The following is a 23,671-nucleotide window of genomic DNA, read 5'->3' as shown; positions in this document are numbered from 1 at the left end:
TATATGAAAATTGTTGACGTAATATGTTCAGCAGGAAGAACAGGATTCTATTTTGATGACCAAAGAGCTATAAAAAAAGGAGCAGGACATGATGGATTTACATATGTAGGAGAAGCTGTGACTGAAGGATTTACATCTGTAAGACAAGCTGGAGAATCTATATCTGTAATGTTAGTACTTGAAGATGGTCAAGTAGCTTGTGGAGATTGTGCAGCAGTTCAATACTCAGGAGCAGGTGGAAGAGATCCATTATTCTTAGCAAAAGACTTTATACCAGTTATTGAAAAAGAAATCGCACCTAAATTAATAGGAAGAGAATTAGAAAACTTCAAAGCTTTAGCAGAAGAGTTTGATCACATGACAGTTGATGGAAAAAGATTACATACAGCTATCAGATATGGTGTAACTCAAGCAATCCTTGATGGTGTAGCAAAAGCTAAAAAAGTAACTATGGCTGAAGTTGTAAGAGATGAATACAACACAGGAGTAGAAATAAAAAGAATTCCTATATTCACTCAATCTGGAGATGACAGATACGATAATGCAGACAAAATGATTATAAAAGGTGCAGACGTAATGCCTCACGCTTTAATCAACCATGTTGCTGATAAATTAGGTAACAAAGGTGAAAAATTACATGCATATGTTAAATGGTTAAGTGACAGAGTTCTAAAATTAAGAACTTGTGAAGACTATAGCCCAGTATTCCACATAGACGTTTATGGAACAATAGGAGTAGCTTTCGATTACGATACAAAAGCAATGGCTGATTATATCCAAACATTAGAAGAAGCTGCTAAACCTTTCAAATTAAGAATTGAAGGACCTATGGATGTTGAACATAGAGAAAGACAAATGGAAGCTTTAAGAGACTTAACAACTGAAATAAACAACAGAGGAATGAATGTTGAGCTTGTTGCAGACGAATGGTGTAACACATACGATGATGTTAAATTCTTCGCTGATAACAATGCAGGACATATGCTACAAATCAAAACTCCAGACCTTGGCGGAGTTAACAATATCATAGATTCTATATTATACTGTAAGAAAAAAGGTGTAGGAGCTTACTGTGGAGGAACTTGTAACGAAACAAATAGATCTGCAGAAATCTGCACTAACATCGCAATAGCTTGTGGAGCAGACCAATGTCTTGCAAAACCAGGTATGGGTGTTGACGAAGGATATATGATAGTTAACAACGAAATGAACAGAGTAGTTGCATTAGTTAACAGAAGAAACAAATAATAAATATATATTAGATAAAAGGCGGTTTATAAAAAACTGCCTTTTACACTATGAATAACATAAACTTTATATTATAGGCTTAAATTAAGATAAAAGTTTAATTGTATAAGATAAAGTTTTACATAGTATAAAATTTTATAATAATAAAAAATAGACTGCCAATTTTGGAGGAGTTGCAATGAAAGAAATTAATGTTGAACAAATAAGTAAAGAAGTAAGAGAGTTATGTATAAATGCTAATTATTACTTAGGTGAAGATGTTAAAAATGCATTAATTAACTCTAGAGATAATGAAAATTGGGATATAGCAAAAGGTATATTAGATAAAATAATAACTAATGCTGATATAGCTAAAAATGAAAACATGCCAATGTGTCAAGATACTGGAATGGCATGTGTATTTGTTGAGCTTGGACAAGAAGTTCACATAGTTGGTGGAAGCTTAGAAGATGCTATAAATGAAGGCGTTAGAAGAGGATATACAGACGGATATTTAAGAAAATCTGTTGTTAAAGACCCATTAGATAGAGTTAATACTAAAGATAATACACCAGCAATAATTTATTATAATGTAGTTCCAGGAGATAAATTAAAAATAACAGTAGCACCAAAAGGATTTGGTTCAGAAAACATGAGCCAAATAAAAATGTTAAAACCATCTGATGGACTAGACGGTGTTAAAGAATTTATATTAAAAGTAGTTAAAGAAGCAGGTCCAAACCCATGCCCACCAATAGTTGTAGGTGTTGGAATTGGAGGAACTTTTGATAGATCTGCAAACTTAGCTAAAAAAGCTTTAATAAGACCATTTGATAAGAGAAATTCAAATCCTTTCTATGAAAAGCTTGAAAATGAATTACTAGAGGCTATAAACAGTTTAGGAATAGGACCACAAGGATTTGGTGGAAAAACAACTGCTCTTGCTGTAAATATAGAAACATATGCAACTCATATTGCAGGATTACCAGTTGCAGTAAACATAAACTGTCATGCTACAAGACATGCTGAAGTAGAGCTTTAATAGGGGGTATTTAGTAATGGAAAAAAGAATAACTATGCCATTAACTGAAGAAAAAGTAAAAGATTTAAAAGCTGGAGATAGCGTATTACTTTCAGGAGTAATATATACATCTAGAGATGCAGCTCATAAAAGATTTGTTGATTTATTAGAAAAAGGTGAGAAATTACCTATAGATGTAAAAGATAGTTTAATATATTATGTTGGACCAACACCAGCGAAACCAGGAATGGCAATAGGATCAGCAGGCCCAACAACTAGCTATAGAATGGATGCTTATACACCACAACTTTTAGATCAAGGATTAAAAGGAATGGTTGGTAAAGGCTTACGTTCAAAAGAAGTTATTGAATCAATGAAGAAAAACAAAGCTGTTTATTTTGCAGCAATAGGTGGCGCAGCAGCACTAATGGCTAAATGCGTAGAGACTGCAGAGATTGTAACTTATGAAGATCTAGGTGCAGAAGCTGTAAGAAGATTAGAAGTTAAAGATTTACCATTAGTAGTTGTTATAGACTGTGAAGGAAATAACCTTTATGAGATGGGAAAAGAAGCATATTTAAATTCAGTAAAATAGATAGCGTTTTAGTAGCTTAGCTATTAAAATAACCGTGAAAAATTAGAGGTGAATACTATGGATATAAAAAAAGTTGCGAAAGCAGGTACTTTAGAATCTAATGATATTTATATAATGATTATGCCGAGCGAAGAAAAAGGTATAGAATTAGACCTTGAGAGTATAGTAATGAAGCAATTTGGTGAAGAAATAAGAAAAGTTATTTTAGAAACTTTAAAAGAGCTAAAAGTGGAAAGTGCTATAGTAAAGGCTCAAGATAAAGGGGCACTAGATTACACTATAAAAGCTAGAGTAGAAACAGCTGTAAAAAGAGCTCAATAGTAGAGGTGAATAAAATGAAAAAATTAAGAAGAACTATGCTTTTTATGCCTGGTAATAATCCAGGAATGCTTCAAAATGCAGGAATTTTAGGAGCAGACTCAATAATACTAGATTTAGAAGATGCAGTTTCTCTTACAGAAAAAGATAGTGCAAGAGTACTTGTAAGAGAAGCAATAAAAAATGTAGATTACAGTAATGTTGAAGTGGTAGTTAGAATTAACCCACTTACAACAGAATTTGCTGATGAAGATATAGATGTTATAGCTAGAGTGAAACCAGATACAATAATGGTTCCTAAAGCTACAGAAGAAGAGTTAATAGAAATAGATAAAAGACTTAGTAAAATTGAAGAAGAAGAAGGTTTTGAGATAGGATCAATAAAACTATTCCCAATAGCAGAAAGTGCTTATGGTGTTGAAAACATTTATTCAATAATTAAGTCATCAAAAAGAGTTGCAGGAGTTCTTTTAGGTGGAGAAGATTATACTTCAGACATGGGAATAAAAAGAACTAAAGCAGGTGAAGAAGTATTCTATGCAAGAAATAGAGTTGCAATAGCTTGTAAAGCTGCTAAAGTTGATGCAATAGATACTCCATTTACTGATACAAATGATTTAGACGGATTACTAGTAGATACTGCAAAAGCTAAATCACTAGGAATGACTGGAAAAGCATCTATAAACCCAAGACAAATAGATGGAATACATTCAGTATATGCTCCAACTAAAGAAGAAATAAAACATGCAGTAAGAGTTTTAGAAGCTATGGAAGAAGCTCAAAAAGAAGGAAAAGGAGTTTTCTCATTAGACGGAAAAATGGTAGATGCTCCAATCATAAATAGAGCAAAAACAACAGTTGAATTAGCTAAAATATTAGGATTACTTTAAGAATAGATAGATTTTGAAAAATAATTAGTCGTTATATTAGTTAATTTATAGATGACTTAGAAGTAAAGGTAATTTATTGAGGTGATATTATGAAAAACGTATTAGGACGTGAACTTCCTAGCTTTATAGATGGATATGGTGAAGTTATGCCGTTTGAAGGAGTTTTTGCAAAAGCAGGAGAAAAACAAAAGGCTGCTGTTAATGTAAAATCAGTAACTCCAATGGATGAAAAATTATTAAATAATATAGAAGATGCTTTAGACAAAGTTAATTTAAAAGATGGAATGACAATATCATTCCACCACCATTTAAGAAATGGTGACTATGTTTTAAATATGGTTGTAGAAGCTATCGCAAAAAGAGGAATAAAAGATATAAGAATTGCAGCAAGTTCAATATTCCCAGTACATGCACCACTTGTAGACTATATAGAAAGTGGCGTAGTAACTAGAATTTGTGCAAACTACATTTCAGGTCCAGTTGCAAAAGCAATATCTGAAGGTAGATTAAAATATCCAGCAGTAATGCACACTCATGGTGGAAGAGCTAGAGCTATAGAAAGTGGAGATTTACACATAGATGTAGCATTTATAGCAGCACCAGCTTGTGATATGTATGGAAATATTAATGGTTTATACGGAAAATCAGCTTGCGGAGCTTTAGGATATGCAGTAAGTGATGCAGAAGGTGCAGAAAAAGTTGTTGCTATAACTGATAATTTAGTAGCTTATCCAAACTGTCCAATAGAAATCAGTCAAATATATGTTGATTATATTGTAAAAGTTGATTCTATAGGAGATCCAAAAGGAATAGTTTCTGGAACAACTCAAATAACTAAAGATCCAGTAGGATTAAAAATAGCTAAAATGGCTTTAGAAACTATGATAGCATCCGGTCTTGTAAAAGACGGAATGAGTTTCCAAACAGGTGCTGGTGGAACATCTCTAGCAGTAGCTGCAGAGCTTAGAGAATATATGAAAAAAGAAGAAATAAAAGGAAGCTTTGCATCAGGTGGAATAACTGGATACATAGTTGATATGTACAGAGAAGGATTATTCAAAAACTTATTTGATGTTCAATGCTTTGACTTAAAAGCTGTTGAATCTTATTCAACATCTCATGAACATATGAGAATGTCAGCATCTATGTATGGTAACCCAGACAATAAAGGTGCTGTAGTAAATAACTTAGACATAGTTATATTAGGAGCAACTGAAATAGATACAAACTTTAACGTTAACGTTACAACAGCTTCTGATGGAACTATAATGGGAGGTTCTGGTGGACACAGTGATACAGCTGCTGGAGCTAAGTTAACTATAATAGTTACACAACTTACAAAAGCTAGACTTCCAATTGTAAAAGATAAGTTAACAACAATAACAACTCCAGGAGATAGTATAGATGTTATCGTAACTGAAAGAGGAATTGCTGTTAACCCTAAGAGAACAGATTTAATAGAAAAATTAAAACAAACAAATCTACCAATAATGACAATAGACGAATTAAAAGCTACAGCTGAAAAGATGACAGGTGCTCCAAAAGCAGTTGAATTATCTGATGAAGTAGTTGCTGTAGTAGAATACAGAGACGGATCTGTAATAGATGTAATAAAAAAACCAATGTAATATAAAAAGCTTCAAAATAGAGTAATTCTATTTTGAAGCTTTTTTTAGTATCAAAATAAAGTAAATATTCTTATTATAAGGTAGAAATTAATAGAAAAAGTAAGGATTTTATTAATTATATTATTTATCCTAAACATTTTTAAAAAAAATACGACACTATTATTAGATAAGCTTACTATTATAAATATGTAGACTAAAAATACTTGCAAGTATAAGTCCTACTATTATTTTTATAAATTATTTTTATAAGTTATTAATAAGACTATTAATTTAATGGGAGAGATTTATTGTATGGTTAGTAAAAAAACAAGAAAAATAGTAGCTAAAAGAATTATATCGGCAACAGCCATAGTATCACTTTCGCTTGGAATGCTTCTTCCAGGAATAGGTACAATAGAAGCAAAAGCAGTAGAAATGAATAAAAGTGTCGTAAGTGAAAATGCTCAAGAAGGAAAAAGAAATGTCATGTATTATGGAGATTGGTCTATTTGGGGTGGACAAGGAAATTTCTATCCTAAAGATATACCAGCTGATCAATTAACACATTTAAATTTTGCTTTTTTAGATTTTGATGGAGAAGGAAATTTAGTTTTTACAGATAAAGATGCTGCAGTAGGAGCACCAGTTGGTCAACCAGGAGTTCAATGGGGCGCTGCAAATGCAGGAGTTTTATCAGCATTTCAAGATTTGAGAGCACAAAATCCTAATCTAAAAATTGGAGTTTCTTTAGGTGGATGGTCAAAATCAGGGGATTTTTCAAGGGTTTGTGATAATTCACAAAAAAGAGCTAAGCTTGTAGAAAATATTATAAAATTTATAGAATATACTAATATGGATTTTGTAGATGTAGATTGGGAATATCCAGGTTCAGTACGTCAACCAGATTTAGTAGACAATAAAAATGATGAAGGTACACCTAATGCTACACCTAAAGATAAAGAAAATTATATACTGCTATTACAAGACTTAAGAAATGCATTAGATAAAAAGGAAAAAGAACTAGGAAAAGAATATGAATTATCAGTAGCAATTCCTGCTCCAAAATCAACTCTTGATAAGGGAATTGATATAAAAAGGTTATTTGAAGTAGTAGATTTCGCTAATATAATGACCTATGATATGAGAGGTGCATGGGATGATACCAGTGGTCACCAAACAGGATTGTATTCAAATCCAAAGGATCCATTGGCAAGTCAAGGACTAAGTGTTAATGATAGCGTTAAATATCTAATAAGCCAGGGCGCTAAGGAAGATAAGATAGTTGTAGGAGCTGCATTTTATAGCCGTGGATGGGAAAAAGTATCAAAGGGTCCTGATGGTAAAACACCAGGATTATTTGGAAAAGCTGAACAGATATCAAAAGATGCAGATCAAAGCCCAAGTCGTGGAGCAGTAAATGAAGCGCCATTAAAATCAGGTGAAGGTGGAAGACGTGGAGGGGTATGGTCATATCGTAATTTGAATGAGATAAAGACTAAATACCCAAATATAAAAGAATATTGGGATGATGTAGCAAAAGCACCATATCTTTATGATGAAACTACAGGGGTATTCTTCACTTATGAAAATAAAAAATCAATTGGAGAAAAGACATCTTATGTAAACAATAACAATTTAGGTGGAGTTATATCATGGATGGCATCTGAAGATGCACCAACCAATAATGGAACTAAACGTGATGAACTAACAAAGACTATTAAAAATGGTTTATTTGGAAGTGAAGCATTGCCAGATCATCAAATAAAGTATGCAGACTTGGATGTAACAGCAACTATAAAACCGTATAAAGAGTCATGGGGATCTAGTGGCGGTTATGAAATAACAATAAAAAATAACGAAACAACAAATGAGTCCGGAGATGTTATGAGATCTGTTGAAAAAGCAGCAGAAACAATTAAATTCCCTAAATTATATATAAAAAGTGATGAGAAATTAACAGCAGGTGATTACTTGGCTGGTACAGTAACACAAGAAAACGGATACACTGTTGTTGATCTTGAAGCTGTATATGATGGTAAAACAATAGATCAGGGTAGGAGTTATACGTTTAAATTAAAATCTAATGTAGCACCAACAGATGATAAAGGAATAAAAAGTATAGGATTGTCTCAAAGAATGACATCAAAAGGTGCTGAACTTGGAAGACAAACTATATACGGAGAAAGTGTTACACCACCAGAAACAAATTCTAAACCAGTATTAAATGGAGTTGTAGATAAAGAAATCAAAGTTGGTGATAGCTTTAATCCAATGGAAGGTGTAACTGCTAAGGATAAAGAAGATGGAGATTTAACTAAGAATGTTAAGGTTACAGGAAATGTAGACACAACAAAAGTCGGAGAATATAAACTAATATACAGTGTAGCTGACAGTAAAAATGAAACTACAACAGCAGAAAGAAAGATAATTGTAAAAGAAGATAATACAACGGTACCAAAATATGATTTTAGTGTTGGTCAAGGTATAGAGTGGCCTAAACAAGTGAATTGTCCATTTATAGATATGGTTGCATGGGTTACAAAACCAGGCTATACCAATAATGGAGCTGCAAATTTAGTTAAAATTTCTAATGATAGTGGTGTTAAATACTTTAACTTAGGTTTTATACAATCTACAAATAACACTATAAAAGATGGAAAAGTCCAATGGGGTTGGGGTGGATACTCTGTTTTAAACGAAGAGCATAAGGACAATACCCAATACCAAGGAATTAAAAAATCAATAAAAGAATTACGTGATTTAGGTGGAGATGTTACAATCTCATTAGGCGGATTAAATGGTATAACATTTTGGGAAGTGACACAGGACGTAGATGTTTTAGTTAACACTTATAAAGAAGTAATACAAGGATATGGGCTAACAAGGCTAGACTTAGACATTGAAGGCGGAGCTCAAGATAAAGCTAAAAATATTGCTAATGCTAAAGCAATTAAAAAGGTTCAAGATGAGTTAGGAACTGATATTGTTTTAACTCTTCCAGTATTACCAAGTGGTTTAACTCAAACACAATTAGATGTAGTTGAAGCATATCTTACTGAAGGAGTAGATATTAAAGTTGTAAATATTATGACTATGTGCTATGGTAGTGGAACTTTATTACCAGGTGAAAACTATGGAACAGGTTCTGTAAGAGCTATAGATAGCACTAAAAATCAATTAAAAAATTATTATAAAAGATTTGCAAAAGTAGAATTAACAGATGAGCAAGCATATGGAAAAATTGGTGCAACTCCATCTATTGGATTTGAGGGAAGTGCTCATCCTATATTTACTACAGAGTGGTCTAAGTTAATAGTTGATCATGCAATAAAAAACAAAATTGCAATGACATCATTTTGGTCTATGAATAGAGATGCTATGTTAGAATCTAATTCTGGAGTAAAAAGTCAATATGAATTTACTAATATATTTAAAAAATTTGGAAGCGAAGATGATGGTGAGGTAGATCCACCAACAAATACTGCACCAACTATAACTGGTGTAGAAAACAAAAAGATATTTGTTGGAGAAACATTTGATCCAATGAATGGTGTTAAAGCTAATGATAAAGAAGATGGAGATTTAACTAGCAAAGTTAAAGTTACAGGCACTGTTGATACTAATACAATAGGAACGTATAAATTAGTATATACAGTGGAAGATAGTGAAGGACTAAATGCCAAAAAAGAATGTATAATAACTGTTGCAGAAAAACCTGAAATACCAGAGGATACTTTTGACCCTAAAAAAATATATGTAGAAGGCGATACAGTAATATATAAAGGTGAAAAATATAAGGCTAAATGGTGGACTCAAGGTGGTGTACCAGAAAATAATATGGCATGGGAAAAAATAGTTGAAAAGAATCCAGATGGTAGTGTAGATTATGTACCTGGAGGCATTTATGTAGAAGGGGATATAGTTGTATACCAAGGTAGTAAATATAGAGCTAAATGGTGGACTAATTCAGTACCAGGTAGCGATGAAACGTGGCAATTAGTGGGTTAATAAAATTAATAAGGAGTTTGTTGAAAAGCTAGCTGATAAAAGTTAGAGGAGCAACAGCTCCTTTTTCTTGAGTAAAAATTAAGTTTATATACAAACTATTTATTTTTAAATTAATAATAATTTTCTTTATAGATAAATAATAAAAAGGTTTTTAAATTACAAAGAAAAAATATGTAATATAATAAAAAATTAAATAAAGACAAATTTATATTATTATACTTTCAGCGCAATACAACTAAAACTTTACAAAATATTAAGGAATCATATATAAATTTTAGGTTTAAAAATAAATTTTTAATATTTTATAAGGATACTTACAAAATATTGCGTTATATAAGTACATTTATTGGAGTTTTGTAATATTATAAAAAGTAGATATAATTTGACGATTTTATAAATAGGCATCTTAAAATAACTATTACATCGTCAAATTTACTAATTTATATTAAAAAATAAATATAATTATCACTTGAATATGATAAGACATTTATTAAAAAAATAAATGTTTTATAGATTTTAAAATTATACTAGTACATTGCAAACATTAGAGACTCAAACTAGCAAGTAAATGCATAAAAGTACTTTAGATTTAACAAATTAAGATATGTAAGTTGAAATTAAATTTTTCAACTTTGTAATTATAAATTTATATTTAAAATAGAAGTAAAATAAATTTATAAGTATTATGAGAATAAAAGTTACTTCTTTTAAAATATTAAGGATGCCTTATTCTAGGAGTGATATTCATGAAAAAGGATGGGACACTGGAGTTATTTCTTATGTTATTACCATTTTGTAGTGATGTAGATATAACAGTGGGAAAAAATAATAAACTTAAGATAAAGGCAGATTTAAAATCGTTTTATATAAAAAATATATTATATAAGGAATATGATGTTCCATATTGCGTGTTAAAGCAATATGAAAAAGAACTCAGTAAAGTTCCACTATATCTTTTACAATATTATAATTATTATGAAGTTAAAATGTATATTACAAAAAAATCTATAAGAAATATAGTTAAAAATGAAATAGGTTACGATTTAGGAAGTATGGATATAGGAGGCGCTTTTATTAATTTACCGCAATATTTAAAAGGGTATGTTTCAACTAGATATTATGGACATCATTATGTTTTGCTTCATGAGCTTGGGCATGCTATAGATGCTATAGAGAAATTTTATGGCATGGGACTTGAGCCTTCCTTAAGTGATATATTTAAAAAAATATATAAAGATGAACGTGCTAAGTTATTTAATAAGCAAGGGTTAGTTTATGCTCAAACGGAAAAAGAATATTGGGCTCAATGTTTTGCATTGTATAATATAGATGAAGAAAAATTAAGAAAATTAGCACCTAGAACTCATGGATATATGAAATTAATATTAGAAAGTATAAAATTAAGAATGAAAAATAATACGGATAAAATTGCCGGATAAAATAAAACTAAAGCATCTTTTAATAAGAAAAAATTAAAAGATGCTTTAACTATATACAATTATAAAAAAATGGCGTTATACTATAGATATATTTTACTATTATGAGGTGAAGTTATGGAAAATAAATTTAATTGTTTAATATGTGGTGAAGAGTTAGAATACTTTGATGAAAGTAAAGAAATGGAGTGCTACTTTTGCAAGAAAAAATTTAGCTCTAATGCAAGTTGCAAATCAGGGCATTATGTTTGTGATAGTTGCCATAGTTTAGGTGCTTTCGAAATAATAAAAGAATATTGCTTAAAAAGTAATAGTACTAATCCAATGGAAATGGCATTAGATTTAATGAAACATCCATCAGTTAAAATGCATGGACCAGAGCATCATTATTTAGTTCCAGCAGTATTAGTTACAGCTTATTTAAATTCCATAGGTGATAGGACTAATTTAGAAAGGCTACTTAATGAAGGTGGAAAAAGAGCTAAAAATGTTTTAGGAGGATTTTGTGGATTTTATGGTGCTTGCGGTGCTGCTGTAGGTACTGGAATTTACATAAGTTTAATATTAGGCGCAAGTCCATTGTCAGAGGAAAAATGGGGATTATCCAACTTAATAACAGCTAAAACATTAGAAAAAATAGCATCTTTTGGTGGCCCTAGATGTTGTAAGAGAGATACTTTTTTAGCTTTAGAAACTGCTGTTGATTTTACTAAAGAAAAATTAAATGTGCAACTTGAAAAGAAAGAAAATTTAAAATGTAATTATAGCAAAATAAATGATCAATGTTTAAAAGATAGATGTAAATTTCATAAATAATAAGAAAAACTAGCATAATAAATTATTTATAAATTTATTATGCTAGTAAATAATTTAAACGTTAGTTCCTATATAATTAATAACAATATAAATTATTTTGTAGTTCACAAGAATCATCGCTAGTTGAAAAGGATACTTTGATATTTAAAGGAAAATCTTTAATTAAAAGTTCTTCAAAAATATTTGTAGCTAATTCAGTATAATTTCCATAAAGGTCTGATAAATTGCTATTATAAAATTGAACTACATTTTTATTTATTATTACTACAATTTGACCAATCATATCCTCTTGTTCTGCAAGCAATAACCCATCTGTTATAATAACACCATTAAATAATCTATTAGAATGAAGACCTATGCAAAATATTGATGCAATATCATCAATTGTATAATTGGACAAAGGACCAACGGTAATTTCATTATTGTCTGAATCTAATATGATTACATTAACAGTTACATCTTCTACTTTATATTCTTTTGAAAGTATCGCCCTTAAGGCTTTAGCTTTGTTTATGCTACGATATACTTTTATTTTTAAGGTGTAATTGCCATCTTCCAAAGGTATAAGATTACTTACTTCAACATAAGGATCTTTACCTATAGTATAATAGATTTTATCTCTAAGTGTGTGCCAAGAAGGAGATTGTGTTGGGAAGTTCATAAGATTCACCACTCAAATTAATAAATATTAAACTTTTTATATATTAAAAAGTTTTACTTGAGGAATTTAAGAATTTAAATATTTATTTTACATTAAACAAATTTTAAATCTATATTCATTAAAAGGCTTGTCCAACATTTGTAATTAATGAATTAAGATGGGAATTTGGATTAAAATAGTTTAATGCTATTATTTTTGATATTTAAAATTAGATTACAATATAGTATATAAAAAAAGCTGCTATAATGTGATATCTTAATTTTACAGTTAATAAATGCAAATAAAATATTATAAATTTATTTAAATAAGATATAGGGTTCCAAATTAATATTTTATAAGTAACTAACAAAAGTTAATAGGAGAGAGTTGTGGGATTTTTCTAGTTAAGAGTTAAGAGTGAATTCGTAACTAAATATATTTGTACTTATTTTTTAAAACTTATAACAAAAATTTGATGTGTAAATTTAAGTTGGAGCTTGTTAAAAAAGTATAATTAAATTCAATTAGGAAATATATTTATATGATAAAAAGCATGTGAAAATGTGGTTTATAATTTAGTTGATAAGGAGTGATAATGTGAAGTCTATTGCAGTTATAACAGACACAAATGCTAGACTAGCAAATTTTCTTCGAGAAAACTTAGAAGAAGTGTTAGGTAATAAAATATCAATAAATAATTACTTTCTTAATACAATAAATAATGATTTTAAAATAGATGATGAAATAGTTCTAGTAATGATAAAAGAAAGAGCCTTTGAAATAAAAAAACATATAAAAGGTGATGCTAAAGTTATAGTTATTAAAAGAACAATAGAAGAAGAAGCTATGATGAAAATATTTAGTATACCTAAAGGTACTGATGTATTAGTAGTTAATGATAATAAAGAAACAACATATGAGATTGTAAGCTTTTTTTATGAATTAGGAATAAATCATATAAATTTAGTTCCATATTATGATGATAGAGATTATAGTAACTTTAAAGTTGCAATTACACCAGGTGAAAATAAATCAGTTCCTACATCTGTAAGAGAAATAATTGATGTAGGCGATAGAAAAATAGATGTGTCTACTTTCATAAAAATAATAAGTTTTTTAGATGTAGAAGAGGATAATAACAAATTAATACATAGCAATCTTATTAAATATTCAGAAAGATTAGTAAATGTTGATATAGGAATAAGGGATAAGTATAAAGAATTATTTTTAAAAAATGAGGAATTAGATACTATTATAAATTTATCTAATAACGGAATAATATTTACATCACTAGAAGGAAAAATAAATATTTGCAATGAAAAAGCAAAAAAAATGTTAGGAATATATAAAGATATAATAGGGAGAAGCATAAACAATATTCTGGATGAGAAATTACTTAGTTTATTAAATGAAGATTACTTAGAAGATGAAGTAATAGAATTTAATAATAAGTTTCTAAGTGTTAATAAGTGTAAAATAACAAGCTTTGGATTAGAAACAGGAATATATTATCATATTCAAGAAATTACATATATACGTCAATTAGAACAAAATTTAAGTAAAAAAATAAGAGAAAAAGGACATATAGCAAGATATAATTTTAATAATATAATAACTAATTCTAAACCAATGCAAGAATGTATAGAACTTGCTCTAAGAATTTCATTATCAGACTTAACTGTATTAATATTAGGGGAAAGTGGGACTGGAAAGGAACTTTTTGCTCAATCAATACATAATAATTCTCTAAGAAACAAACAACCTTTTATTGCAGTAAATTGTGCTGCTATGCCAGAAAATCTATTAGAAAGTGAATTGTTTGGGTATGAGGCTGGAGCCTTTACAGGAGCATTAAAGGAAGGAAAAAAAGGCTTGTTTGAGCAAGCTAACAATGGAACTATTTTTTTAGATGAAATAGGTGATATGCCGTTATATCTGCAAACTAAACTTTTAAGGGTGTTACAAGAGAGACAGCTAGTAAGGGTTGGATCAAATAAAGTTATAGATATAAACATAAGGGTTATTGCTGCAACTAATCAAGATTTATTTAAATTAGTAAATGAAGGTAAGTTTAGAGGAGACCTATATTATAGATTAAACGTTCTTCCTTTAAATATTCCACCATTAAATGAAAGAAAAGAAGATATATTGGATTTACTTATATATTTCATGAATAGGGATATAAAATATGTAGATCCACTAGTAAAAAAGGAATTGTTAAATCATACATGGCCAGGAAATGTAAGAGAACTACAAAATTTGGCCTCATATTTATCTCTTATGTGTAATGATAGGATAACAATAAATGATTTACCTTATTACTTTAATGTGGAGCAAAAAAGAGATGAATTTGATGAAATAGAAAGTTTTTTAGAAAATAAGTATAGTTTTAAGATTGTATATGAAATATTAAAAGAAATAGAGTTTTTTAATAGTATAAAAGAAAATGTTGGAAGAAATAATTTAGTCAAAATTTTAAGTAAAAAGAAATATGAAGTAACAGAGAATGAGATTAGGAAAATTTTAGTGGATTTAAGTAAGTTTAATCTTGTTGTTAGTGGAAAAGGCAGAAAAGGTAGCAGTATAACAGAAAAAGGTAAAGAATTTTTCAAAATAATTAAAAATAGGTAAATAAATAGGTGAGTTGAGAATAAAAACTCACCTATTTATTTACCTATTTTTATTATGGATTATTTTAAATTATAAATCTTTTCTAATTATTACATGAAAAATGTATATATAAATGCATTTATTTAACTAGATTTAAAAGTTGGCATGATTTTTGCTCATATAAATTATTGTAGGGGAATTTTTTAAAATTTAGCTTAGGAGGACAATTTAATGAACAAAAGACCAATTATAGGCATCTCAGGAAGTATGATTATAGACCAAGGAGGCATGTTTCCAGGATATAAAAGAGCTTATGTAAATAACGACTATGTAAAGGCTGTTATAAATGCAGGTGGAATACCACTTATCATACCAATGAATATGGATGATGAAATTATAGAAGCTCAAATAAGCATGGTAGATGGATTAATTTTATCAGGAGGACATGATATTGATCCATTATTATTTAATGAAGAACCACATCAAAAATTAGGTGGAATTTATCCAGATAGAGATAGGTTTGATTTTTTAATAATAAAAAAGGCAATGGGTAAAAAAATGCCTATACTTGGAATATGCAGAGGACATCAAGTTATAAATGTAGCTAATGGTGGAAGTTTATATCAAGATTTAAGCTTAATTGATGGATGTTATATAAAACATAATCAAGGTGAATTATCAGATGTAAAAACTCATACAATATCCATTGAAAAAAATTCAGTATTAAATCAAATTTTAGGTGATGTTACATGTTGTAATTCATTTCATCATTTAGCTGTAAATAAGGTTGCACCAGGTTTTAAGGTAGTAGCTAGATCAAAAGATGGGGTAATTGAGGCTATAGAAAGGATAGAAAAACCTTTAGTTATGGGAATTCAGTGGCATCCAGAAATGTTAGCTGGTGTAGATGAAAATATGTTAAACATATTCAAATATTTTATAAAAGAATGTAAATAAGGAAAAATAATTAAAGGATGAGGTGAAGTTTTTCTATGAGCAACAAAAAAAAGATAGGCTTTTGGAGTATTGTATTGCTTGGAATTAACTCAATTATAGGATCAGGAATATTTTTGCTTCCTAATCAAGCAATGGAACTTATAGGACCAGCTAGTTTAGGTGTAATATTATTTGATATGCTATTAGTAGTTAGTATAGCATTATGTTTTGCAGAAGTTGGTGGAATGTTTAGTAAAAATGGGGGACCTTATGTTTATGCTAAAGAAGCCTTTGGAAGTTTTGTAGGATTTGAAGTAGGATTCATGAAATGGGCTATAGGAATTATAGCTTGGGCAACAATGGCAGTTGGGTTTGTTACAGCATTATCAGCAGTATGGCCAGCAGCTGGTGAAGGTATGATGAAAAATATAATAATTATAGTAATTTTAGGCGGACTTGGAATAATAAATATATTAGGTGTTAGTATTTCAAAAATTTTAAATAATATAATAACTGTAGGAAAATTAGTACCTTTATTTATTTTTATAGCAGTAGGAATATTCTTTATAAAAGGAGCTAACTTTACTCCAGTATTTCCAGGTGGAGTATATCAAGGCGGTTCATTTGGAGCAGCAGCACTTTTAATATTTTATGCATTTACTGGATTTGAATCTATAGCAGTTGCAGCTGAAGATATGGAAAATCCAGAGAAAAATATACCAAAAGCAATAATAACAGTAATGATTATCGTATCAGTAGTATATCTATTAATTCAAGCAGTTTCTATAGGTATATTAGGTGAACAATTAGCATTAACTAAAACTCCAGTGGCAGATGCTTCAGCAGTATTTTTAGGTTCATGGGGTGGAATATTAGTAACAGCAGGTACATTAATTTCAATAGGTGGAATTAATATAGCAGCATCATTTATTACACCAAGAACAGCAGTAGCTTTAGCAGAAGATGGATTATTACCTAAGTGCTTAAACAAATATAATAAAAAGGGAACACCATACATAGCAATAATAGTTACAGTTGCATTAACTATCCCAGTTGCATTATCAGGAAGCTTTACTAAATTAGCGGCTATAAGCGTTGTATCAAGATTTGCACAATACGTTCCAACTTGTTTATCAGTGCTAGTTTTAAGAAAGAAAAGACCAGATTTAAAAAGTTCATTTAGAATTCCATTAGGACCAGTAATTCCAATTTTAGCAGTAGTAGTAAGTGGATGGCTGTTAGTTCAATCATCAATGGAAAAAATATTATGGGGGCTAGGTGGATTAATTATAGGAGTGCCTATATATTTATTAATGGTTAATATAAATAAAAAAGAAAAATAATAACTTAGAAAAAGTAGATTAAGAATCAGTAAATTATTATTTAAAGTAGGATTCTAAAAATATATAGCTGTCTTGAAATAAAATTAAATTTCAGGACAGCTTTTGTCATAATAAAAAATTATTAAAAGTTTCTTAATTAATTTTTATAAGAATTTATTAAAAAATTATAATATTATCAACAAATATTGTATAATTGTTTTGTATTCAATTTAAAAACAAAAGAATTATGGTGGTGATGTTAAGTGTATAATTTAAACTTAGAAAAAGTTAACATAAAAAAAGAAATATATAGAGAAGAAGTTGAAACATTTTTAAATAAGTTTGATTTAGAACTGGATAAAGATGTAGATTACACTGTTGTTATTAGAGTGGATGGTGAGATAAAAGCTACTTGTTCTAAGGGCGGAAGTATATTTAAATGTTTTGCTGTAGATGATGATTTAAGAGGTGAAGGGGTATCTGCAACTTTATTAAATGCAGTAAATGATAAATTATTTGAGGAAGGTAAGTATCATAGTTTCATATTTACTAAACCAAGTAATGTAGCAATTTTTTCAGGTCTTGGATATAAATTAATAGAAGAGGTAGAAAAAGTAGCACTATTAGAAAATGGGGTTTATAATATAAATTCTTGTTTAAATAAAATTGGTGATAAATACGATTTAAAAAATAATACAAAAAAAGCAGCATTAGTTATGAATTGTAATCCATTTACTTTAGGTCACTTATATTTAGTTGAGAAAGCTGCAAGTGAAAATGAGGAAGTTATTGTATTTGTTGTAGAAGAAGATAAATCTTTATTCCCATTCAAAGTTAGATATGATTTAGTGAAAAAAGGATGCGCTCATTTAAAAAATGTAAAGGTAATTCCTGGTGGAGAATATATAATATCATCTGCTACATTCCCATCATACTTTATAAGGAAAAAAGATGAGGTTTTAAAAGCATATACTAATTTAGATGCAAAGATATTTGGAAAGTATTTCTGTAATGAATTTAATATAAATAAACGATATGTAGGTGAGGAACCATATTGTGTGGTAACTAAATCATACAACGATACATTAAAAGAAATATTACCAACTTTTTTAACAGATGTTATAGAAGTAAAAAGAAAAGCAGAAGATGAAGTGCCTATAAGTGCATCTAGAGTTAGAGAACTTATAAGAGAAGGAAAAATGGATGAAATAGAAAAAATAGTACCAAAAACAACTTTTGAATTTTTAAATAGTGATGATGCTATTGAAATTATAGAAAAAATAAAAAATAATAATACGCCACACTAAAGAAAAATTCATGTTTGTTTAATATTATATTAGCTTTAAATAATAGACCAGTTTCTTTTTTGGTCCATAGGTTCTGCTAAAAATTACTAATGGCAGAACCTATTTGCGATACAAGATTACTTTTTAATTTAGTCTATTATTTTTTTTACGTGTCCAAAGATATAGGGTTCCAAGTTAACTTTAGGATTTAGTTTAGAACTCTATAGTATCTTATATAAAAATATTTTAGGGAATGAGGAATTTAAAGTGACAAAATTAAAAAAAATTATGAGTATGATTCTAATATCTACAGTGGTAGGTACATTAGTAGGATGCAGTAAGCAAGATACAAAAAATACTGAAGAAGAAATAACTGTATCTGCTGCCGCAAGTTTAAAAGAAAGTTTAGAAGAAATAGAACCAATTTTTGAGAAGGAAAGTGGAATAAAAGTTACTTTTAACTTTGGCGGATCAGGAACCCTTCAAAAACAAATAGAAGAAGGTGCTCCAGTAGATTTATTTATTTCAGCAGGAAAAAAACAAATGGATCAATTAGAAAATAAAAAATTAATAGTTAATGATAGTAGATTAGATTTATTAAAAAATGAATTAGTTTTAATTGTTTCTAATGCAAATAAAGAAGAAATAAAAAATGTTAATGATGTTATTTCAAAAAATAAAGATATGTCAATAGGAACTGTTGAATCTGTGCCAGCAGGTCAATATGCAAAAGAAGCACTTACAAAATTAAATCTATGGAATCAAATTGAAAATAAACTGATATATTCTAAAGATGTAAAACAAGTAGCATATTATGTTGATAATAACGAAGTAACATCAGGTATAGTATATAAATCAGATGCGATGGAATTAAAAAATTCTTACATAGCTGAAACTTTTGATGAAAGCACACATAGTCCTATAGTTTATCCATGTGCCCTTATTTCAAATAGTGAAAGAAAAGAAAGTGCTGAAAAATTTATGGAGTACTTAAAGGAAAAAGAAAGTATGAATATATTTGAAAGGCATGGATTTAATATTAATAAGTAGGTGTAGACATGATATTGGAGCCAATAATAATATCGCTTAAAGTATCAAGCATATCTACTTTGATTACATTAATGTTAGGTATATTTTTAGCTAGAATATTTACAAAATACAATTTTAAAGGAAAAGATATTTTAGAAACAATTATAATGCTACCTATGGTATTGCCACCTTCTGTTATTGGTTATGGTCTATTAATGATCATTGGTAGTAATGGAATAATTGGAAAAATATTTTTAGAACTTTTTAATAAAAAGCTTATATTTAATATAACAGCAGCGTGTATTGCTTCAACTATTGTAGCATTGCCATTAATGTATCAAAGTGTCAAAAGTGCATTTTTAAATATAGATATACTTTATGAAAATGTAGCAAGAACTCTTGGAGCAGATGAGAGGACTATATTTTGGAAAATATCTTTTCCTTTAGCATTTCAAGGAATAATAAGTGGTATAGTGTTAGCCTTTGCAAGGTCCATAGGTGAGTTTGGGGCTACTCTTATGGTAGCTGGAAATATACCAGGAAAGACTCAAACAATACCTCTAGCTATATATTTTGCAGCAGAGGGCGGAGATAATAAGACTGCAAATATTTTAATGACTATAGTGATTGTATTTAGCTTTATAATTGTTTACGGATTGAATAGATGGAGCAAATCTAAAAAATATTAATATGAAAAATTTAATTTAGGAGAATGAAAATGAATTATATTGAAATATTTAAGAAGTTAAATTACTTTGATTTAAATATAAAAATAAAATTAGATAAAGAAATATTAGTTATACAAGGTCCATCTGGTTCAGGAAAGACTAGTATATTCGATTGTATAAGTGGAATAACAAATCCGGATAAAGGTGAAATAATTTTGAACGATAAAATAGTATATTCTAGTGAAAAAAATATAAATTTGCCAATAAAGGATAGAGGCGTTGGATATGTATTTCAAAATTATGGTCTATTTCCTCATATGACGGTAAAAGACAACATTATGTTTGGCGTGAAAAACAATAAAAACTGCCAAGTTGATCAAAGTCATGGTGAATATGTAATGGAAATTTTAAAAATAGATCATTTGAAAAATAGGTATCCAAAAGAAATATCTGGAGGAGAAAAACAAAGGGTAGCTTTGGCAAGAGCTTTAGCAATAAAACCTAATATTATGATTATGGATGAACCATTTTCAGCATTAGATAGTAAAACTAAGGAGCTAGTGTATAAAGAGTTTTTGGAATTTAAAAAAGTATGTGATGTAAGCATAATACTAGTTACCCATGATACATATGAAGCTAAGCTTTTAGGTGATAGAATAATCAACATAAAAGATGGAGCATTAATGTGAAAATTTTCAGTATAAAACATCATTTGTGAATAGTAAAAATGTGTATATATTTATCGAAAAAACTATTATTATGTTGAATTATGAGTTTTATATAAAATGTGAGTTAAAAATGGCAAATTATCATTAATATTATAGTTTGACTGTGCAAATATGATACTCTAGAATGATATTATAATGAGATATTTTTTACTTTTTTATAGTAAGAATATAAAAAACACAACAAAAGGAGAATTTTATGGAAAAGAAAATACTAACTGTATGTCCATATTGTGGCGGAGGCTGCCAGCTAAATTTGGTAGTTAAAGATGGACAAATAGTAAGAGCTGAAGCAGCCAACGGTAGAACAAACGAAGAAAATTTATGTCTTAAAGGATATTATGGATGGGATTTCTTAAATGATCCTCAACTTTTAACTCCAAGACTAAAAAAACCTATGATAAGAAAAAATGGTGAATTAGAAGAAGTTTCATGGGATGAAGCTGTAAGATTTGTAGCAGAAAGATTATTAGCTATAAAAGCTAAATATGGTCCAGATGCTATTATGGGAACAGGTTCAGCTAGAGGACCAGGAAATGAAGCAAACTATGTAATGCAAAAATTTATGAGAGCAGTAATTGGAACAAACAATGTAGATCACTGTGCTAGAGTGTGACATGCTCCTTCAGTAGCCGGTCTGGCTTACTCATTAGGAAATGGTGCAATGTCTAACGGAATACCAGAAATAGAAGATACGGATTTATTATTTGTATTTGGTTATAATGCAGCAGATTCACATCCAATTGTTGCGAGAAGAATTGTTAAGGCAAAGGAAAAAGGGGCAAAAATAATATCAGTGGACCCTAGACTTACAGAAACAGGAAGAATATCAGATTTATGGTTAGCGTTAAAAGGTGGCACAAATATGGCACTTGTTAATGCATTTGGTAATGTCTTAATAAATGAAAATCTTTATGATAGAGATTATGTAGAAAAATATACAAATGGATTTGAAGAATATAAAAAACAAGTAGAAAAGTACACTCCAGAATATGCTGAAAAAATAACAGGAGTAAAAGCTGATGATATAAGAAAAGCTATGAGAGAATATGCAAAAGCTAAAAATGCTATGATTCTTTATGGAATGGGTGTTTGTCAATTCTCACAAGCTGTAGATGTAGTTAAAGGATTAGCATCTCTTGCACTTTTAACAGGAAATTATGGAAGACCTGGTGTTGGAATAGGTCCAGTTCGTGGACAAAACAATGTACAAGGTACATGTGATATGGGAACTCTTCCAGACGTATTCCCAGGATACCAAAAAGTTACAGATGATGCTGCAAGAGAAAAATTTGAAAAGGCTTGGAATGTAAAGCTTTCAAATAAGCCAGGACATAAGTTAACAGAAATACCTCACTTAGTTCTTCATGAAGATAAAATAAAAGCTTATTACATATTTGGAGAAGATCCAGTTCAAAGTGACCCAAATGCAGCAGAGGTAAGGGAAACTTTAGACAACATAGATTTAGTAATAGTACAAGACATATTTATGAATAAAACAGCGCTTCATGCAGATGTTGTTCTTCCAGCAACTGCTTGGGGAGAACATGAAGGGGTTTACTCTAGCGCTGATAGAGGATTCCAAAGATTTAGAAAAGCTGTTGAACCTAAAGGTGAAGCAAAACCAGATTGGCAAATTATCTGTGAAATAGCTACAGCTATGGGATACCCAATGAGCTATAAAAACACAGAAGAGATTTGGGATGAAATGAGAAGTCTTTGTCCAAGTTTTGCAGGAGCAAGTTATAAACGTCTTGAAGAATTAGGTGGAATTCAATGGCCATGCCCAACTGAAGACCATCCAGGAACACCTTATTTATATGAAGGAAATAAATTTTCAACTGAAAATGAAAAAGGAAATTTATTTGCAGCTGAATGGAGAGCACCAGGTGAAATGCCAGATGAAGAATATCCTCTAAGCTTATCAACAGTAAGAGAAGTTGGACATTACTCTGTAAGAACTATGACAGGTAACTGTAGAGCTTTAAAAGAGCTAGCAGATGAGCCAGGATATATTCAAATAAGTGCAGAAGATGCTACAGAGCTTAATATAGAGTCAGAAGAGTTAGTTAGAGTAACATCAAGAAGAGGTAGCATACTAACTAGAGCTTTAGTTACAGAAAGAGTAAAAAAGGGTGCTACATATATGACTTACCAATGGTGGGTAGGTTCTTGTAATGAGTTAACAAGTGACTTTGTTGATCCAATAACAAAAACACCGGAATTTAAATATTGTGCAATTAAAGTAGAAAAAATAGAAGATCAACAGTGGGCTGAAAACCACGTAAAAGAAACATATGATAACATAAAAAAACAAATGGGTGTTTCTAAAAGCTCATAAACTACATTATTAGTTAAAAACTTATATAAATTGTAAATATAAGGTTTTAAACTAAGTTTGAAAGTTATTTATTTATCAAGTGAGAAAATTCAAGTTAATATTTTAGTTAAGAGTTAAGGGTTGAGGTTATTACTCCTTACTTTGTTCCTAGTAATGTTTGATTCAAAAAAAACAGGGAGTAAAGTTTTATTCATAA

18 protein-coding genes are annotated in these 23,671 nt (G+C 29.4%); 17 read left to right on the top strand and 1 reads right to left on the bottom strand.

The annotated features are described in order from the left end of the window. The first annotated feature begins 3 nt into the window (after window positions 1-3). The 9 genes from KQI36_RS09550 (at window position 4) to KQI36_RS09510 (ending at window position 11,918) form a co-directional block, all read left to right on the top strand. The gene (locus KQI36_RS09550; protein WP_216450708.1) at window positions 4-1,248 is read left to right on the top strand and encodes a methylaspartate ammonia-lyase; all 1,245 of its coding nucleotides are present in this window, start codon (window positions 4-6) and stop codon (window positions 1,246-1,248) included. A gap of 178 nt (window positions 1,249-1,426) precedes the next feature. Beyond that, window positions 1,427-2,269, top strand: a complete 843-nt coding sequence (locus tag KQI36_RS09545) for a fumarate hydratase (protein WP_010295151.1) — start codon at window positions 1,427-1,429, stop codon at window positions 2,267-2,269. A 16-nt stretch (window positions 2,270-2,285) separates the two neighbouring features. Further along, window positions 2,286-2,843 (top strand): Fe-S-containing hydro-lyase, encoded by a 558-nt coding sequence (locus KQI36_RS09540; protein WP_010295148.1) that lies wholly within the window; start codon window positions 2,286-2,288, stop codon window positions 2,841-2,843. 57 nt (window positions 2,844-2,900) lie between these two features. Next, window positions 2,901-3,164: a citrate lyase acyl carrier protein gene (gene citD, locus KQI36_RS09535; protein WP_010295146.1), complete on the top strand. Its 264-nt coding sequence runs from the start codon at window positions 2,901-2,903 to the stop codon at window positions 3,162-3,164. 14 nt (window positions 3,165-3,178) lie between these two features. Further along, entirely contained in the window at window positions 3,179-4,051 is an 873-nt protein-coding gene (locus KQI36_RS09530; RefSeq protein WP_216450707.1) for an HpcH/HpaI aldolase/citrate lyase family protein, read from the top strand. 89 nt (window positions 4,052-4,140) lie between these two features. Beyond that, window positions 4,141-5,679 carry a citrate lyase subunit alpha gene (gene citF, locus KQI36_RS09525; protein WP_010295142.1) on the top strand — a complete coding sequence of 513 codons (1,539 nt, stop codon included), beginning with the start codon at window positions 4,141-4,143 and terminating at the stop codon, window positions 5,677-5,679. Window positions 5,680-5,970: 291 nt separating this feature from the next. After that, window positions 5,971-9,666, top strand: a complete 3,696-nt coding sequence (locus tag KQI36_RS17850; protein ID WP_216450706.1) for a glycosyl hydrolase family 18 protein — start codon at window positions 5,971-5,973, stop codon at window positions 9,664-9,666. A gap of 746 nt (window positions 9,667-10,412) precedes the next feature. Further along, window positions 10,413-11,105 carry an anthrax toxin lethal factor-related metalloendopeptidase gene (locus KQI36_RS09515; protein WP_010295135.1) on the top strand — a complete coding sequence of 231 codons (693 nt, stop codon included), beginning with the start codon at window positions 10,413-10,415 and terminating at the stop codon, window positions 11,103-11,105. A gap of 114 nt (window positions 11,106-11,219) precedes the next feature. Further along, on the top strand, window positions 11,220-11,918 hold the full coding sequence (locus KQI36_RS09510) for a DUF5714 domain-containing protein (protein ID WP_216450705.1): 699 nt from the start codon (window positions 11,220-11,222) through the stop codon (window positions 11,916-11,918). Window positions 11,919-11,994: 76 nt separating this feature from the next. On the opposite strand, the gene KQI36_RS09505 is transcribed toward KQI36_RS09510, so the two are convergent. Next, window positions 11,995-12,579 (bottom strand): hypothetical protein, encoded by a 585-nt coding sequence (locus KQI36_RS09505; RefSeq protein WP_216450704.1) that lies wholly within the window; start codon window positions 12,577-12,579, stop codon window positions 11,995-11,997. 576 nt (window positions 12,580-13,155) lie between these two features. On the opposite strand from KQI36_RS09505, the gene KQI36_RS09500 reads away from it, so the two are divergent. The 8 genes from KQI36_RS09500 to fdhF all read left to right on the top strand — a co-directional run bounded on the left by KQI36_RS09500 (window position 13,156) and on the right by fdhF (window position 23,475). Continuing rightward, window positions 13,156-15,189, top strand: coding sequence for a sigma-54 interaction domain-containing protein (locus tag KQI36_RS09500; RefSeq protein ID WP_216450703.1), 2,034 nt, complete (start codon window positions 13,156-13,158; stop codon window positions 15,187-15,189). A gap of 210 nt (window positions 15,190-15,399) precedes the next feature. Next, entirely contained in the window at window positions 15,400-16,125 is a 726-nt protein-coding gene (locus KQI36_RS09495; RefSeq protein WP_216450702.1) for a gamma-glutamyl-gamma-aminobutyrate hydrolase family protein, read from the top strand. Between the two features lie 35 nt (window positions 16,126-16,160). Continuing rightward, entirely contained in the window at window positions 16,161-17,447 is a 1,287-nt protein-coding gene (locus KQI36_RS09490; protein ID WP_216450701.1) for an APC family permease, read from the top strand. Between the two features lie 242 nt (window positions 17,448-17,689). Continuing rightward, on the top strand, window positions 17,690-18,733 hold the full coding sequence (gene citC / locus KQI36_RS09485) for a [citrate (pro-3S)-lyase] ligase (protein WP_216450700.1): 1,044 nt from the start codon (window positions 17,690-17,692) through the stop codon (window positions 18,731-18,733). A 267-nt stretch (window positions 18,734-19,000) separates the two neighbouring features. Next, entirely contained in the window at window positions 19,001-19,762 is a 762-nt protein-coding gene (gene modA / locus KQI36_RS09480) for a molybdate ABC transporter substrate-binding protein (RefSeq protein ID WP_216450737.1), read from the top strand. 8 nt (window positions 19,763-19,770) lie between these two features. Beyond that, a complete protein-coding gene (gene modB / locus KQI36_RS09475; protein WP_010295116.1) occupies window positions 19,771-20,430 on the top strand; it encodes a molybdate ABC transporter permease subunit in 660 nt (219 codons plus the stop codon). A gap of 29 nt (window positions 20,431-20,459) precedes the next feature. Then, window positions 20,460-21,098: an ATP-binding cassette domain-containing protein gene (locus KQI36_RS09470; protein WP_216450699.1), complete on the top strand. Its 639-nt coding sequence runs from the start codon at window positions 20,460-20,462 to the stop codon at window positions 21,096-21,098. A 235-nt stretch (window positions 21,099-21,333) separates the two neighbouring features. Further along, window positions 21,334-23,475, top strand: a complete 2,142-nt coding sequence (gene fdhF / locus KQI36_RS09465; RefSeq protein ID WP_216450698.1) for a formate dehydrogenase subunit alpha — start codon at window positions 21,334-21,336, stop codon at window positions 23,473-23,475. Window positions 23,476-23,671: the final 196 nt, after the last annotated feature.

It is taken from the genome of Clostridium senegalense, assembly GCF_018916625.1.
In the GTDB taxonomy this organism is placed as follows: domain Bacteria; phylum Bacillota; class Clostridia; order Clostridiales; family Clostridiaceae; genus Clostridium_J; species Clostridium_J senegalense.
Note: the sequence above shows the minus strand (reverse complement) of the source record. Positions and strands in the feature narration are given on the sequence as shown.